The 14,277-nt window shown below is 71.3% G+C and carries 16 protein-coding genes and 1 pseudogene; 8 read left to right on the top strand and 9 right to left on the bottom strand.

What is annotated here, in order from left to right; translation table 11 throughout:
- Positions 1–22 precede the first annotated feature (22 nt).
- The 3 genes and pseudogenes from ACN27J_RS29180 to ACN27J_RS29170 all read left to right on the top strand — a co-directional run.
- Positions 23–205, top strand: a pseudogene (locus tag ACN27J_RS29180) (RNA polymerase sigma factor); the annotation flags it as partial.
- 145 nt (positions 206–350) lie between these two features.
- A complete protein-coding gene (locus ACN27J_RS29175) occupies positions 351–524 on the top strand; it encodes a sigma factor-like helix-turn-helix DNA-binding protein (RefSeq protein WP_421372566.1) in 174 nt (57 codons plus the stop codon).
- Between the two features lie 83 nt (positions 525–607).
- Positions 608–1,573 (top strand): hypothetical protein, encoded by a 966-nt coding sequence (locus ACN27J_RS29170; protein WP_421372689.1) that lies wholly within the window; start codon positions 608–610, stop codon positions 1,571–1,573.
- Positions 1,574–2,532: 959 nt separating this feature from the next.
- Here the strand turns inward: ACN27J_RS29170 and ACN27J_RS29165 are convergent.
- The 5 genes from ACN27J_RS29165 to ACN27J_RS29145 are packed head-to-tail and all read right to left on the bottom strand — an operon-like array spanning position 2,533 to position 4,679.
- A complete protein-coding gene (locus ACN27J_RS29165; protein WP_421371156.1) occupies positions 2,533–3,057 on the bottom strand; it encodes a GNAT family N-acetyltransferase in 525 nt (174 codons plus the stop codon).
- 14 nt (positions 3,058–3,071) lie between these two features.
- Positions 3,072–3,266, bottom strand: coding sequence for a DUF397 domain-containing protein (locus tag ACN27J_RS29160; protein ID WP_421371154.1), 195 nt, complete (start codon positions 3,264–3,266; stop codon positions 3,072–3,074).
- Positions 3,263–3,688, bottom strand: a complete 426-nt coding sequence (locus tag ACN27J_RS29155; protein WP_421371151.1) for a hypothetical protein — start codon at positions 3,686–3,688, stop codon at positions 3,263–3,265. The genes ACN27J_RS29160 and ACN27J_RS29155 overlap by 4 nt, the downstream gene beginning before the upstream one ends.
- A gap of 36 nt (positions 3,689–3,724) precedes the next feature.
- Positions 3,725–3,919: a DUF397 domain-containing protein gene (locus ACN27J_RS29150; RefSeq protein ID WP_421371149.1), complete on the bottom strand. Its 195-nt coding sequence runs from the start codon at positions 3,917–3,919 to the stop codon at positions 3,725–3,727.
- On the bottom strand, positions 3,906–4,679 hold the full coding sequence (locus ACN27J_RS29145) for a helix-turn-helix domain-containing protein (RefSeq protein ID WP_421371147.1): 774 nt from the start codon (positions 4,677–4,679) through the stop codon (positions 3,906–3,908). Before ACN27J_RS29145 ends, ACN27J_RS29150 begins: the two co-directional genes overlap by 14 nt.
- Before the next feature lie 49 nt (positions 4,680–4,728).
- Between ACN27J_RS29145 and ACN27J_RS29140 the strand changes: the two genes are divergently transcribed.
- Genes ACN27J_RS29140 through ACN27J_RS29130 form a run of 3 tightly spaced genes read left to right on the top strand, consistent with a single transcriptional unit; the run spans position 4,729 to position 5,687 of the window.
- Positions 4,729–5,208: a hypothetical protein gene (locus tag ACN27J_RS29140; protein ID WP_421371145.1), complete on the top strand. Its 480-nt coding sequence runs from the start codon at positions 4,729–4,731 to the stop codon at positions 5,206–5,208.
- A complete protein-coding gene (locus ACN27J_RS29135; RefSeq protein ID WP_421371143.1) occupies positions 5,198–5,485 on the top strand; it encodes a hypothetical protein in 288 nt (95 codons plus the stop codon). The genes ACN27J_RS29140 and ACN27J_RS29135 overlap by 11 nt, the downstream gene beginning before the upstream one ends.
- On the top strand, positions 5,475–5,687 hold the full coding sequence (locus ACN27J_RS29130) for a hypothetical protein (protein ID WP_421371140.1): 213 nt from the start codon (positions 5,475–5,477) through the stop codon (positions 5,685–5,687). The genes ACN27J_RS29135 and ACN27J_RS29130 overlap by 11 nt, the downstream gene beginning before the upstream one ends.
- Before the next feature lie 12 nt (positions 5,688–5,699).
- Here ACN27J_RS29130 and ACN27J_RS29125 read toward each other — a convergent pair whose 3' ends face one another.
- Positions 5,700–6,815, bottom strand: coding sequence for an FHA domain-containing protein (locus ACN27J_RS29125; protein WP_421371138.1), 1,116 nt, complete (start codon positions 6,813–6,815; stop codon positions 5,700–5,702).
- A 75-nt stretch (positions 6,816–6,890) separates the two neighbouring features.
- Complete coding sequence (locus ACN27J_RS29120; protein ID WP_278167350.1) at positions 6,891–7,184, bottom strand: 4a-hydroxytetrahydrobiopterin dehydratase; 294 nt, start codon at positions 7,182–7,184, stop codon at positions 6,891–6,893.
- Positions 7,185–7,283: 99 nt separating this feature from the next.
- On the opposite strand from ACN27J_RS29120, the gene ACN27J_RS29115 reads away from it, so the two are divergent.
- Entirely contained in the window at positions 7,284–8,138 is an 855-nt protein-coding gene (locus ACN27J_RS29115; protein WP_421371135.1) for a hypothetical protein, read from the top strand.
- Between the two features lie 216 nt (positions 8,139–8,354).
- A complete protein-coding gene (locus tag ACN27J_RS29110; protein ID WP_421371133.1) occupies positions 8,355–9,131 on the top strand; it encodes a hypothetical protein in 777 nt (258 codons plus the stop codon).
- Positions 9,132–9,402: 271 nt separating this feature from the next.
- On the opposite strand, the gene ACN27J_RS29105 is transcribed toward ACN27J_RS29110, so the two are convergent.
- Positions 9,403–10,428, bottom strand: coding sequence for a fatty acid desaturase family protein (locus ACN27J_RS29105; RefSeq protein WP_421371132.1), 1,026 nt, complete (start codon positions 10,426–10,428; stop codon positions 9,403–9,405).
- A gap of 260 nt (positions 10,429–10,688) precedes the next feature.
- Entirely contained in the window at positions 10,689–14,231 is a 3,543-nt protein-coding gene (locus ACN27J_RS29100) for an SCO7613 C-terminal domain-containing membrane protein (protein ID WP_421371130.1), read from the bottom strand.
- Between the last annotated feature and the right edge of the window lie 46 nt (positions 14,232–14,277).

Below are 14,277 nucleotides of genomic sequence, written 5' to 3'. Positions count from 1 at the left end.
CATCGGGGAGGCGGGGCTGGAGATGGCACACGACGCAGATGAGGTGGAGTTCGAGCGACTTGTCCGTTTGATACGACATTGGCTACGAAAGGAGGCTTACGACATCTGCGGCGACTGGCACGAAGCGGAGGACCTTGTCCAGATAGCGCTGTTCAAGATGTATCAACACTGGAACCGGTTGGACCGGCGGACAGCGCTCGGCGCCTACGCTCGCCGTATCGTGGTCCGCAACTTCCTCACAGAACGCCGTCGGCCGCGCTGGCGACACGAGAGCGCAACGACGTCGATCACGACAACGGATATCGCGCTAGCACCCCACACCGCACACCGCCGTCGACGACCGCGTATACCTGTCACCCGCGCTGCGACGACTGGGGCCGCGTCAACGCGCAGTCCTGGCGCTGCGTTTCTTCCACGACCTCAGCGTCACACAGACGGCACACGCGCTCGGGTGCGCGACGGGAACGGTGACCAGCCAGACGGTGCGGGCCCTCGCGGCGTTGCGGAGAGATCTCCAAACCTGACCGCAACCCATGCAGCATCCGTCGGGCACCGGTACGTGTACGCATCGACACCCATCGAGAGTTGCACGGGAAGGAATCAGTCGATGAGGTTACGTCGCACACTTGCAATCGTCACCGCAAGCCTGCTGGCCGGTGCCGCGCTCACCGCGAACACGTCCGCCCCGGCCAACGCCACCCCGACGGGAACGGCTCTGTCTTCCTGGAACCCCGCACTGATCTCGTCAGAGATGATTTACGACGGTTCCGTCGTCCGGCAACGATTCGAGGACGGCATAACCGTCGTCGCGCCGGCCGGATCCCGGGTAATTTTCAAAGGCCAGGTGCCCACCGGGGAAGCCGGCGTGACTGGCGAGGCACGCGTGATCAACCAGGAGGTCCGGGTCATCCTGCCAGAATCCGGTGAACCGACGATGGCCGACGCGCAGAAATACGCCGAAGCCGGACGCAGCGTCTACGCGGACGCCGTCGCGGCGGGCTTCAGTGCCGCCGAGGCTCAGCAGATCTCCAACAAGCTACGTGCGCGAATGCTCGAAAACCCGCCGATCTGGTCGTCGGGGTGCGTCTACAGCGACGACGTCGACCCGGACCCCGACTACAACTGGGACGGCTGCTTCTCGCGGTACGTCACGGAGGACTCCGACCCCAACAACTTCTACTCGACGGAATCCACCCTGGCCAGCGGATGGGGCACCGGCGTACTCGGTGGCGGCAAGGAGCTGAGTTCGGGCTACACGCGGAGCTTCTACAACCTCTTTGAAGGCGAGCTCGTCGAGTGGTCCCCGCCGGGCAGCCTGACCGGCAACAACTGCAACACCTTCACAATCAGCCTGACTCAGATCGTCGGGCTGGAGTTCGGCGTCCCTCTGTGTGATGACAGGTGGGCGGTGACGAAGAACCAGTGGAGCCATACCTCCGACTGGCAGGGCGGCAGCGCCGGCGGCTCCAGTGACACGCGGTACGCGGCCAACGCCACCACCCTGCGCGTGCCGAACGGCCTCAGTGGCGTCTACGTATACCAGATCGGCTGGTCATACCGCTGCTTCTGCTGACCGACGAGAGCGAGGGGGTGGGGCCGCCATTTGCCCCACCCCCTCTGGTCGTCCCTGCGTCGGGACATGCGAGTAGCCGTCGAAGATGGGAGAATGCCGACATGACGCGGCTACACACGCTATCGCCGAGCCGACAGTTCAGCGCCCGAGCCGCCGTTGCTGCGCTGACCGTCGCAGCCACCATCGGTTTGGCATCATGCGCGCAGCGGCACTCCGACCCGGTTGCACCAGCCAACGCCGCCAGCGTCCAAGAGGAGTGGCTACGTAAGTACCCACCAGTTACTGAGAAGCCGGCCCAGCTCGACCAGCAGGGCCGAGAGTGGACGACCCTCGCCTGGCTGTCCACCAACGACTCGCTATGTGTAGCCAGCATCAGAACCAGCCGGCCGACCGGCGACCTTGTCTCTTGCATGCCGGCGCCCGCTGCCCTTCTCGTCCCAGGGCCGCCGACACTGCCGTCCAAACCCCTGCCCCACCTAGGCCCGGTCAATCCCGACGATCCGAAACTACGACTTTTTGTCGGAACGGTCAGAGGACCTGCCGCGACTGTCGATGTCACTGTGTTTGGTACGACCGCAACCGCACCGGTTGTCGCCTTCTCGACAGCTGACCAGCGTCACGTCGGCGTGTACGCAGTCTGGCTACCAACCCCCGGTCAGGGCGGTTTCCATTGGCCCGATATCACTTCCGTCATCGCCCGTAGCGCGACAGGAGACATCACCGCCCGGCTAAGCTGAACGGCCGCGCTGACTCGACCGGCAATCGGCGGCAGCCCTCACACCCCTACCAGCTGCTCAGAACGTCGATCCCCGTGCGGACGATCACGCCGATCATTTCGACGCTGGTGTCCGCGATCACTCCGACCGCGAGGTTCGCCATCCATCCTCACCGTCGGCCTCCCTGCAGCACTGCTCATACTGTAGCTTCGAGCGTACGGGGTGATCGACCATGATCGAACATCACCCGGTCGTTGGTGACGTGTCGAAGCTGAGGCAGATATCCGCAGGTGCGCCCGGCACCGACGCCACCTCGGATTGGCGCCAGCTCGGTCCGACCGCGTCGGTCGCCACCCGCTGCCAGAACGGCTGCGCTCCGGGGTTGTACGCCTGGAAGGCGATCCGCCACCGGCCCGACCACCCGGCGATGACCTGGCCAGCCGCCGCACGTCCCACGCCGGTCCGCCGCAACGGCCGGACCACGAAGAAATCGTTGATCGAGGCGACCTGATCCACCCGGCCCGCCATGACGAATCCGCCAAGCTCTCCCGCCACTGTGATCAGCCACGCCCGGGTGTCCGGATCCGCGCCGGCCAGGAAGCGGTCGAGACGGCGATTGTGGTAGGTACCGTCCGCGTTCGGCAGGTGACGGTACGCTTCGGCAAGGTCGTACCGGTACAGCTGCCCCAAATTGCCGAGCACCGCACGGTGCGACCGGTCGACCGGCGTCAGGTCGACCGGCGTCGACGGAAGCTCCGGCGGGCGCATGCCGGCCCCGGTGGTCAGCGTACGGCTGGCGGGGTGTGGGCGACGAAGGCGGACCAGGCGGCCGGCGCGAAGGCCAACGTGCCACCGGCCCGGTCCTTCGAATCGCGCACCAGCACCCGGCCCGGCAGGTTGTCGGCGACCTCCACACAGTTGCCGCCGTTCGGGCTGCTGCGGCTCGACTTGCGCCAGATCGGCTCACTCGTGTTCATCGAACATCCTCACGATCAGATCGCGGCCCGGTTCCGGGCCGGGTGTGAACGAGTGCCTGGTGTTTGGACTCCCACAGCCACCGTACCTGCGGAGGAATGACCAGGGTGGGCCAGAGCCGGACGAGCGTCGAGCCGTCGAGCCATCGAACGAGATCGTCTGCCGTCGTCGCTTCGCGGAGCACTGTCTCGTACATGCTGGCCAGCCGACGAGGGTTGGCAAGGTCGTACTGCGCTCGCCCCGACCACTCCAGGCTCCTGCTCAGCGTGACCTGGCCACTGACCGGCCCGCGCAGGTCGTCGAGGTGGTCGCTGACCACGTACGGGCGCTGGTCGGCGTAGCGCGATCCGGGCGGCGCGGCTCGCGCGGCCGGCCTCGCCCCGGCTGGTGGGACGGGGGCGAGGCCGGTCGGCTGAGTGCACATGCCCAGAGGGCTGGGTGGGGCGGCGTTGGGGGTGGGTCAGCGTACGGCTGACGGGGTGTGTGCGACGAAGGCGGACCAGGCGGCCGGCGCGAAGGCCAACGTGCCACCAGCCCGGTCCTTCGAATCCCGCACCAGCACCCGGCCCGGCAGATTGTCGGCGACCTCCACGCAGTCGCCGCCGTTGGAGCTGCTGCGGCTGGACTTGCGCCAGATCGGCTCACTCGCGTTCATCGATCATCCTTAGCATCAGGTCGCGGCTCTGGCTGACGGTGAGTGCCAGTCCCGACACAGCATCCCACGTCTGTTCCAGGTCGACCACGTCCTGAGCCTCGGTGACGATCCGACCGCTCAGCTGGTCGTCGAGGTAGCCGATCCGCCGGTCGTTGGGGAGGCAGGCGATGACGAACGCGCCCGCGATCCCGGGGTGCATGCCGACGTCGGCGGGGAGCACCCGGATCTGCACATCCGGGCGGTGACCGATGTCGACCAGGTGCTCCAGCTGGTCCTTCATGAAAGCGCCGGTCAGGCGCAGCACCGCCTCGGCGATGATCGCGGTGAACTGGAAGTCCTCGTCGCGGTCCAGCGTGGCCGACTGGCGTTCCAGTCGGACGGCGATCGCCTCGTCGAGCCGCCGCCGGGTGCGCGGCCCGGCGGTGAGGACGGCGCGGGCGTACGCCTCGGTCTGCAGCAGCCCCGGGATCACCAGCGGCTGGAACGAGCGCAGCACCAACGCGCGGCGCTCACTCTCCAGCCAGGAGCGCAGCCACAGGGCCTGCGCGTCCTCCCTGGCGGTGCGGGACAGCCGCTGGATCTGGTTGCCGGTCTCGTAGATGCGGTCGAGGTCGACGGCGGTGTCCGGCAGCGGGATCGACTTGCCGGTCTCGAACGCACCGATGAGGGAATTGCTGACCCGGATGGCCTCACCCACCTGGGCCTGGGTCAGGTTGCGCTTGAGGCGCTCACTGCGCAACAGATCTTGAAGCTCGCTCATCTCCTGGCCTCCATTGGAATCCATTGGTACGCGCTGGAATGACTGACGCATGGCAATCGGTGAACTGAGTATTCCGTGTCGAGGTCGCACAGTCCAGGGTGGAAATCATCAGAGGCGCTTCGACGACGGCAAGGGAGATCACGTGTTGCGCAACGACGGAATCGGCGGCACACCCCGCCTCGCCCGATACACCTCGATCGGCACCCCGCCCGGCGGGAAAAAGGATCATGATCCGACGCCGAACCGACCGCCACTGCCGGACAGCGTCCACCTGTCAGTGGATCATCCGGTGGTACGGCGGGCGCGGGAGATCGTCAGCACGCATCTGCCGAGTCGGCTCGCCGAATGCCGGGTGTGCAATTCGGCCGCGCTCTGCGAGCCGTTCACGAAGGCGCTCGCGGTGCTGCGCCGGCACGATCCGGGAAAGGCCCGGCGGGTGATGGCCGTACTCTATTTCGCCGGCCTGTGGCCGCCAGTCGCCCTCGACGACGACGCCGATGGGGATGGGGATGGTGACGATGTCGCGTGACGAGTTGCTCCGCGTCGGCGACACGCTGCGCCTCGGCAAGGCCGACTGGGTGTACGCCGACCGGTCGATGATCGTCCGGGTCGCCGACATCCGCTACGGGCTCGACCAGGAGCAGTCGCAGGTCGTCGGTCTCATCGGCACCGTCGTCGCCGGTGGCCGGGACGGCCGGATGGTGGCGATCGCGGTCTACAAGAGCGCGCTGACCCGCCCCGGTGTCGTCGAGCGCCCCCGCCCGGTCAACGGCGAGACCTACGACAATCGGCCCCATGAGCTCTGAGCGCACACCGGCCGTACCGCCCGACTCCGCGCACGCGATGACCGCTAGCCGGCCGGGCATCCCTCAGTACTGGGTGGTCGACTCCGACGGCGCGCAGACCGTCACCCTGCACCGGCTCGCCGCGCACGGCACCTACCAGGAGAGCGCCAAGATGCCGCTGGCCTGGCTGCTGCAGACGTCCCCGGCCGACCACCTCGGCTGAGCGAGACAGGGGTCAGGGGCGGTCCATCATCCGCAGCGCCATGGTCGGCGCATCGGCCATCACCGACGTCGGGTTCGACACACCACCGGTGGCCCAGACCTTCGACCGGGCGATGTGCACCCCCGGGTAGAGCTCGACGACGTCGGTGGCCTGCAACGGCCGGGCCTGGCGTTTGATGGTGCGGCGTTCGTCGTCGTCAGGCGAGCCCCCCGGCCGTACGCCGGTGCCGTTGGTGCTGACGTCCTGCACGACGAGGTCCCTGCCGTGCAGCTCGAACCGGACGTGGCTGCGGCTGATCCAGCGCCGCGCCTCCTCGGTGAGCCACTGGCCGAGCATGATGCCTTCGCCCCGCTCGGGTGCCCGGCCGACCACCATCGGGTGGTCGGCGGAGACGACGAACCGTTGCCGGACCATCCCGTCGATCCGGATCGACAGCACCTCGGCCGGCGGGCGGGCACCCGTCTCGGTGAGCCGTTCCCCGTGCCGGGGGCAGGTCGGCTGGCCGGTACGCAGCGTCGGCGGCGGCTGCCCTCCGGGGCGGCCGACCCGCATCCGGCCGAACAGCGCGCACTCCGGGTCGGGGCAGCTCCACAGCCGGGCCAGCAGTTGCGCACCGGCCGGCGACGGCTCGGCGGTCGCCGGTGTGTTGCCGCCACCGGCGCGGGCGGTCAGCGCTGGGCCGCCGTGGCCGGGCAGCGGGGCGAGCAGCCGGCCAGGCTGGTTGAGCCACTGGTAACGCCCGCGCATGCCGTCGAACCGGTGGCGGCTGAGCACCGGTAGGCCGAGCAGCTCGGCGACCTCCAGCAGCCGGTCGGCGGGGTCGGCGAGCACCTCCACCAGGCCGTCGTCGGACCACCGGCGGGCGACCATCCGTTCGTTGGAGGTCAGGTCGGCGTCGGAGAGCAGGCCGCGGTGCACGACCACGTACACCGGCACGTTCTCCTCGGCGACGCTGCGGCCGAGGGCGTCGATCAGCTGCCCGAGGCGCAGCATGTTGGCCGGTCGCCCGTTGTCGAAGTCGACGTACCGGACGACCTCGGCCAGGTCCACGACGGCGCGTGCGGTCGCCGGGTCGGTGCTGAGCCGGCGCTCGATCGCGTCGAGCACCTTGCTGACCTCGAATCTCACCGCGTACCTCCCCCGGTCAGGAATCCCACCGCGTACCTCTCCCGGTCTGGGAATGTCACCGTGTCCGCTCCCCCGTCAGCCCTGCGCCGCGACGATCTCGTCGATCCGGCGGGCCAGCTCGATGTCCAGGGCGGTGGTGCCGCCGGCCGAGTGGGTGCGGCACCGGAAGGTCAGGGTCCGCCACCGGATGTCGATGTCCGGGTGGTGGTCCATCTCCTCGGCGGTGATCGCCACCCGGGTCACCACGGCGACCGCGTCGGGAAAGGTCGCCAACGAGACGGTACGGGCGATCGCCTCGGGGTCGCCGACCCAGTCCGTCAGCTCCGCGAGCGCGGCCTGCACCTGTGCGGTGTCCAGCACCTCTGCCATGCGGTGACCTTACCGTCTGTCCCGCCCAGCTGATCGGCACGCGGGTCGCGGCGAGTAGGTTGACCCCCTCATCAGTCATTCCTGTTTGGGAAGGCATCAATGCCACAAACGAGGCAAACCGCTGCAATTGTCGGCGGGCTTGTTGTTTCCCTCGCCCTCGCCGTCACCGGGTGCGGCCGGTCGGGCCCCGCCACCGACCCGGACCCGACGGCCACAGCCTCGGCCAGCTCCGCCGACGACCTAGGCAACGACCAAGCCGACCGCCTAGGCGACGCCACGCAGGCGCTGGCCGCCGCGATCGGCAAGGCCCAGGAGCAGCCCGCCAGGGTGCGGTTCGTCATGTCCGGCCGGTCCGGCGAGACGACCGAGGCGCACGCCGAGATCGACCCGGAGAACCAACGGACCAAGATCGAGTCCTACTTCCAGGAGGACGGGTCCACGGTAATGATCACCATGATCCTGCTGGAAGAAGACTTCTACCTGATGAGCGGCAGCGGAGAGCAGGCCGGAGTCTGGTTCCACACCGAGCGGGCGAACCTACCACCCGGGGGCACTCTCGACACGATGGCCAAGGGCGATCTGATCGGCGCGGCCGGTCTGATCGGCGGCGTCACCACAGCCGAGTGGACCGGGGAGAACGTGATCGCCGGGACCGTCGACCTGACCGGATGGTCCTCTGTGGCCCTGCCCAACCTCGGCAACCTCGGTAACCCCGGTGACCTCGGTGACCTCGGTGAGCTGGGCGACGCGATCCGCGCCGTGCCGTTCACCGCCGCCCTCGACAGGGAGCGCCGGCTCGTCGACCTGTCTCTCGGCGACGAGCAGCAGATGCCCGACATGCCGACGATCTGGATGCGCCTCGGCAACTTCGGCCGGGCCGAGACCATCGAGGCCCCCACCTACGGCGAGATCGTGCCGATGCCGGAGGCGATGGTCGCCGCCCTCGCCGATTGACCCGATTGACCCGATCGGCACCGGGCCGCGCACCGGGCCGCGCAATGATCGGCAGCGGTCCACCCCGGACCGGAGCCGACCGGTAGGCTGACGCGGCACCAGCCGGCGGACCGCCTACCGCAGTGGTACGGCAGCGTCGAAGACGCCACCATCGTGGCGATCTCCCGCCGGCTGTCTTTCACGAGGGGACGGAACATCTTCATGCACATTCGACGGTTGACGCATGCCGGAATCGGCGTCGTCGCCGCGCTCTCGCTCGCCGTCTCCGGCTGCGGCGGCGCGGCTGACACCGACGCACCCGCCACCGACAGCAGCGCCGAGTCCGGTGCCGCCGACAACCGGGGTGACGCCACGGAGGCGATCGCCGCCGCCACCGCGAAGAGCACCGAGGAGAGCGCCCGGCTCACCATGAGCCTGGGCACCGAGGCCGACGGCGTACTGATGGAGGTCGTCGGCGACGTCGACCCGGCCGGCGAAAAGTCGAACATCGAGATCAACATGGGTGCCGACGGCGACACGGTGAGCATCGTCCTTCGCCAGCTCGGCACCGACATCTACATGCAGCTCGGCGGCACGGACATGGACGAGCTCGCCGACGTGTGGATGAAGTCGGACACGTCGAAGCTTCCCGCTGGTGCCGGCTTCAGCATGATGCCGACCGGTGACCCGGCCGAGATTATCGGCAGCGTCGCCGACGCCGAGTGGTCCACCGACACCGAGATCACCGGCACGATCGACATGACCAAGTCGCCGAGCGCCGACGAGGAGATGCTCGCCGATCTGGGTGACGCCGCCAAGGCGGTGCCGTTCACCGCGACGCTCGACGCCGAGGGCCGGCTGGTCGAGATGGTCATCGACCTGGAGAGCGTGTCGGCCACCTCCGGCACCATCACCATCGGGTACGCCAACTTCGGCGAGCCGGTGACCGTCGAGAAGCCGGACGGCGAGATCATCGACATGTCGGACGACATGCTGGACCTGTTCGAGGTCTGATCGACAGGCAGCTCAAGTCCGACCGGCAGGCAGCGCTAGGCCGACCGACGGTGCGGGGCCACCCACTGGGGTGGCCCCGCGCTTGCTACCCAGCGGTCATCATGATCACTTGATGCTGAGCTGGGCGACACGCCGGCAGCAGACCGAATTTTCATCAACTGATCATGGGTACGGCGGGGAGCGGAGCCGGGTGGGTCAGCGGCGGCAGCCGGCCGACTCAACGCAGCGGCGGCAACCGGCCGACTCAACGCAGCGGCGGCAACCGGCCGACTCAGCGCAGCGGCTGGCCGACGGAGTGCAGGTGGCGCAGCGCCTCGGCGTACGAGTCGATCAGCCCGGCCTCGGTGTACGGCAGGTCGCGTTCCTGGCAGTAGCCGCGCACGATCGGTTGGGCGTACCGCAGATGCGGCCGCGGCATGCTGGGGAACAGGTGGTGCTCGATCTGGTAGTTGAGTCCACCGAGCAGTACGTCGACGAACCAGCCGCCGCGCACGTTGCGGGAGGTCAGCACCTGCTTGCGCAGGAAGTCCAGGTCGTCGTCCGGGCCGAACATCGGCATCCCCTTGTGGTTCGGCGCGAACGCGCACCCCATGTAGAGACCCCACAGCGCCTGGTGCAGCACGATGAAGGCCACCGCCCGCAGCGGCGACAGCACCGCGAAGACGATCCCGAGGTACGCGGCGGTGTGCACCGCCAGCAGCGCCCCCTCCACGGCGCGCCGCTTCACCGGGCCGTTGATCACCGCCTGGATGCTGGCCACCCGCAGCGACAGGCCTTCGAGCAGCAGCATCGGGAAGAACAGGTACGCCTGCCGGCGGGCCAGCCAGCGGCCGAAGCCCCGGGTCGCGGCGGCCTGCTCCTCGGTCCAGACCAGCGCTCCGGCTCCGACATCCGGGTCGTCGTCTACGTGGTTCGGGTTGGCGTGGTGCCGGGTGTGCTTGTCCATCCACCAGCCGTAGCCGAGCCCGACCCCGAGATTGCCGAGCAGCAGGCCGGCGGTCTCACTGGCCCGACGGGTGCGGAACATCTGCCGGTGTCCGGCGTCGTGGCCGAGGAACGCCACCTGGGTGGCGGCGACCGCCAACCCGACGGCGGTCAGCAGCTGCCACCAACTGTCCCCGCCGGCCAGCAGCACCGCCCAGCCGGCCAGGTAGGCCCCGACGGTCAGCACGATCCGGGCGGCGTACCAGGCTGGTCGGCGGTCCAGCAGCCCGACCTGACTCACCCGCCGCGACAGGTCGGCGTAGTCGCTGCCCCGCGGGCGGGGGCTGGTACGGGTGGGTGCGGCAGCAGTCATCGAATGCCTTCCGTGGCTCTCCCGGCCCGTCGGGGCCGGCGATTCGGGGGGTGGCGGGTGCCAGGGCGCTGGCCGTGCCTGGGTAGTGGCCGTGCCTGGGTAGTGGCCGTGCCTGGGCGGTCGTGTCGGGTGGTGGTGCCGGGGTACTGGCGGTGCCGGGGATGGCCGGACCAGCGGCGTCTCCAGTCTGCTGGGATCCGCCGCGTGGGGTAATCCTGTCTGCCCCCGGAACCCGGGTGACGCTAGCCCCCTCCCCCCGGTCAGGTCATCCGGCCGACAACAGTACGCAATCTGCGCAGATCCCGGCGACGGCGCTCGTAGGTGACCGCCAGAGTGATCAACGCCAGGCCGCCGACGGCCAGGAAGCTCCACCGGGGCAGCAGGTCCCAGACGGCGACGAGTTCCCGCACCGCGAGGACCGCCAGCACCGCACCGCCGATCATCACTGGGGCCTGCCGGCGGTACGCCGCACCGAGCAGCACCGCCGCCACCGCCCCGGCCCCGAGCAGGAGCCGGCGCACCGGCTGGCCGTCGGCGACCAGCACCGAGCCGAGGCTGGGCAGCAGGGCGGCGGCCAGGCCGGGGGCGTACCCGAGCCAGCTGGACCGCTGCGGGTGGGCGCGCAGAGTCAGCCAGCCGACGCCGAGCGCGGCCAGGGCCAGCGGCAGCGTGTACGCCTCGGTCAGCGCCACCTGCTCGCTGGTCAGCAGCAGCCACCAGGCGCCGATCTCGCTGGCCAGCGCCGTCATGGCCAGCGCCCACGGCTGGTGCGGCACCGCCGGCCGTTCGCCGGACAGCGGCGGTACCGGGTAGGCGGTCGCCAGCAGGGCCCGGGCACCCAGCACGACGCCCCACAGGGTGCATACCCCGGCGGCGTACCGGGCCGAGCCGACCGTCATCAGCAGGGCCGCGCCGGCGGCGGCGTGCCCGGCCACTTCGACGCCGATCGACTCGGCCCGCCCCCGTACGCCCCCGGTGGCCGACCGGAGGGTCAGCGCCGCGCCGACGGCCAGGGCCAGCGCGGCGACGGCGAGGACCGCGTACCCGCCGACCCGGACCGGCAGGTCAGCGGCGCGCACGGCGGTCGCGGCGAGGACACCGCCGGCGACCACAGCGACGATCCCGCCAGCCACCCGCACCGGGGTACGGCGACCCGCCGCGCCGATTCCGGCGGCGCACGCCACCACGGCGGCCAGCGCGGTCAGGGTGCTGACCCGGGTGGGCAACAGACCGGCCGACCCGGCCCCGGCCAGCGGGGCACCGACCAGCAGGGTGACCGCCACCTGCGGCGCGGCGGCGGACCGGGCGGCGACCACCAGCCCGGCCAGTCCGGCGGCGAGGCTGAGTGCCGGCACCACCGGCCACGGCGTACCGGCGCTGGCCAGGGCGACCAGCAGGGTGACGACGGCGACCGGGCCACCGGCCAGCGTCGCGTACCGCGCCCGGTGACCGGCCACGGCGGCCACGGTGACGGCAGCGGCGAGCACGGCCAGGGTGACCGCCCCGGCGGCGGGGACCGACACCGGCAGCGTCGGGCTGAGTCCGGTCCCGGCCGGTACGCCGGCCCAGCTGGCGTCCAGCCAGCGGTACGGGGTGAGCAGCAGCGACGCCAGCACCGGCAGGGCGCTGACCGTCGCCGGCAGCGCCAGCGCCGCGGCCACGCCGGTCAGCAGCAGTCGCAGCACGCCACGGGGGACTATGGTCGCGGCAACGGCCAGCAGCAGCGCCGCCGCGGCGACGTACCCGCCGGTGGACTCCCCCGGCGCGTACGGCACGGTGCCGGCGGCCGGAGCGACGAGGGTGGCGACGACGGTGACCGGCAGCGCCGCCCCGGCGTACCAGAGGTATCCGGGCCACCAGCGGCGGACCGCGACCAGCGCGACCGGCAGCCCGATGGCGGCGGCCGCTCCGGCGCGGGCCGGCCAGCCCGTCGACGGGTCGAGGGTGTGCACGGCGAGCGCGACGAGGGCGGGCCAGCCGGCCACCGCGACGGCGACGCCTAGGCCGCCGATCGGGGCCTGCCACCAGCGGGCTTCGGGTCGCCGCACGGCGCGGCGGGCGACCGCGGCGACGGCGAGCGCGGTGCCGACGACGACCGCGACGGCGGTCGTGGCAACGGCCGGTCGGCCGGCGCTGACCAGCAGCGCGTGGCCGGTCAGCAGGGCGGCGACGGCCGCGCTGGGCAGCGCGACGACGGCATGCCGGGACCGGGCGGCCCGTACCGCCGCCACCGCCCCACCGGCCAGGCCGGCGGCGGCGACCGCCCACCACGGCACCGGGATCGCCGCCGGTACGGTCAGCAGCCCGGTGGCGGCGCCGACGGTGAGCAGCATCGGCCGGAGCGCCCGGGGCAGCAGCAGGATCAGCGCGGCGGTGACCGCGACGACGGCGAACGGCACCTGCCAGTCGCCGGGCGCGTCGACCGGGCCGGCGCCGGCCCGCCACAGCGGGCGGGCCGCCGCGATGGCTTCGACGGCGACGGCCAGCGCGGTCAGCAGTACGCCGGCCCCGAGCAGCCCGGTCACCAGCAGCGCACCCGCCCACGGCCCGGTACGGATCACCGCCGGCAGCCGGCCGCGCAGGTACCGGCCGGCGAGGGCGAGCCCGACGGCGGTGCCGGCGACGATGGCCAGGGCCAGCGACGGTGCCGGTTCGGTGCCGGCCCGGAGCACGGCGATGGTCACCGCCGGGGCCAGCCCGGCCAGGCTGATCGCCAGTAGTGCCGGTACGCCGGTGAGCCGGCCGGCGGCGACCACCACGGCGGCGACGGCGAGCAGCGGCAGCCCGGCCAGGGCGGGGGCACCGGACGGGTGGCCGACGATGACGGCGGCCAGGGCGGCGATCCCGGCGGCGGTCAGCGCCGCGCCGACGGCCACCCACCCGGTGATCCGCAGCGCCAGTCTGGCCGGCGGGGTGAGCGCGATCATCGCCAGGGTGCCCAGGGCGGTGCCGAGCAGCAGCAGGGTGGTGCCGGCGGCGTCGGCGCGCAGGTCGACGGCGAGCAGTGGCAGCACCGGTTGGGCGGCGACCAGTGCGGCGAAGCGGGCCGCCGCCAGGCCGGTGATCAGGTGGTAGCCGGCGGCGATCAGACCGGTGACCGCGAAGGTCACGGCGGCGTACCGGGCGGCGGGCAGGTCGGCGGCGCCGAACAGGTCGACGTAGCGGGCGGCGTAGCCGTCGAGCAACACCAGCAGCAGGCCGAGTGCGGCGAACGTCTCGGCGGTGCCGCGCAGGCCGCGCCAGGCGGCCAGCGGCGGCAGGGCGAGCAGTACGGCGGTGACGCCGGCCAGGATCGCGGCCCGGCCGCCGACGCCGACGCTGGCCCAGGCGACTGCGGTGAAGACGATCGCTGCGGTGCCGAGCAGCAGTCCACCGAGGACGAAAAGGATGGTCTGCACGGTACGGGTGGAGGTCTCCGGCCGTGGTGACGGGCCGCCGGCTGGCGCAACGGCCGGTGCGGTGGCCGGTGCGACGGCTGGTGCGGCGGTCAATCGGGCCGGTGGGACGGCCGGCGCGGCGGTCGGTCGGGCCGGTGGGACGGTCGTCGCCCGTACCGCCGCCTGCACCTGGACCGCCAACTGCTGCCGGCGGACCTGCGCGGCGTGCAACTGCCCACTCAGCGTGGCCCACGCGGACCTGGCCTGTTCGACTCGGGCGGCCAGCCCGGCTATCTCGCCGTCGAGCCGGATCACCTCGGCGGCGACCGGGTCGGGCCCCCGGCCGCAGCCCGGGCAGCCGGCGGCGAGGCTCGCCGGCGTGCCGCAGGCTGGGCACGGGTAGTGGGCTTTCGCGGTACTGCTCATGACCGCATCGTCGTCGCCCGGCCGGGTGACCGACAGAGTGCGGGTA

Source organism: Solwaraspora sp. WMMB762 (assembly GCF_049179115.1).
Taxonomy (GTDB): domain Bacteria; phylum Actinomycetota; class Actinomycetes; order Mycobacteriales; family Micromonosporaceae; genus Micromonospora_E.
This window is presented reverse-complemented; position numbering and strand designations above follow the sequence as displayed.

Excerpts from the sequence above, each read along its gene's own strand:
- ACN27J_RS29155 (WP_421371151.1), bottom strand. The coding sequence starts at position 3,688 with ATGTGCACTCAGCCGACCGGCCTCGCCCCCGTCCCACCAGCCGGGGCG.
- ACN27J_RS29140 (WP_421371145.1), top strand. The coding sequence starts at position 4,729 with ATGGCAATCGGTGAACTGAGTATTCCGTGTCGAGGTCGCACAGTCCAG.
- ACN27J_RS29130 (WP_421371140.1), top strand. The coding sequence starts at position 5,475 with ATGAGCTCTGAGCGCACACCGGCCGTACCGCCCGACTCCGCGCACGCG.
- ACN27J_RS29150 (WP_421371149.1), bottom strand. The coding sequence starts at position 3,919 with ATGAACGCGAGTGAGCCGATCTGGCGCAAGTCCAGCCGCAGCAGCTCC.
- ACN27J_RS29115 (WP_421371135.1), top strand. The coding sequence starts at position 7,284 with ATGCCACAAACGAGGCAAACCGCTGCAATTGTCGGCGGGCTTGTTGTT.
- ACN27J_RS29135 (WP_421371143.1), top strand. The coding sequence starts at position 5,198 with ATGTCGCGTGACGAGTTGCTCCGCGTCGGCGACACGCTGCGCCTCGGC.
- ACN27J_RS29170 (WP_421372689.1), top strand. The coding sequence starts at position 608 with ATGAGGTTACGTCGCACACTTGCAATCGTCACCGCAAGCCTGCTGGCC.
- ACN27J_RS29160 (WP_421371154.1), bottom strand. The coding sequence starts at position 3,266 with ATGAACACGAGTGAGCCGATCTGGCGCAAGTCGAGCCGCAGCAGCCCG.
- ACN27J_RS29100 (WP_421371130.1), bottom strand. The coding sequence starts at position 14,231 with ATGAGCAGTACCGCGAAAGCCCACTACCCGTGCCCAGCCTGCGGCACG.
- ACN27J_RS29145 (WP_421371147.1), bottom strand. The coding sequence starts at position 4,679 with ATGAGCGAGCTTCAAGATCTGTTGCGCAGTGAGCGCCTCAAGCGCAAC.
- ACN27J_RS29105 (WP_421371132.1), bottom strand. The coding sequence starts at position 10,428 with ATGACTGCTGCCGCACCCACCCGTACCAGCCCCCGCCCGCGGGGCAGC.
- ACN27J_RS29165 (WP_421371156.1), bottom strand. The coding sequence starts at position 3,057 with ATGCGCCCGCCGGAGCTTCCGTCGACGCCGGTCGACCTGACGCCGGTC.
- ACN27J_RS29120 (WP_278167350.1), bottom strand. The coding sequence starts at position 7,184 with ATGGCAGAGGTGCTGGACACCGCACAGGTGCAGGCCGCGCTCGCGGAG.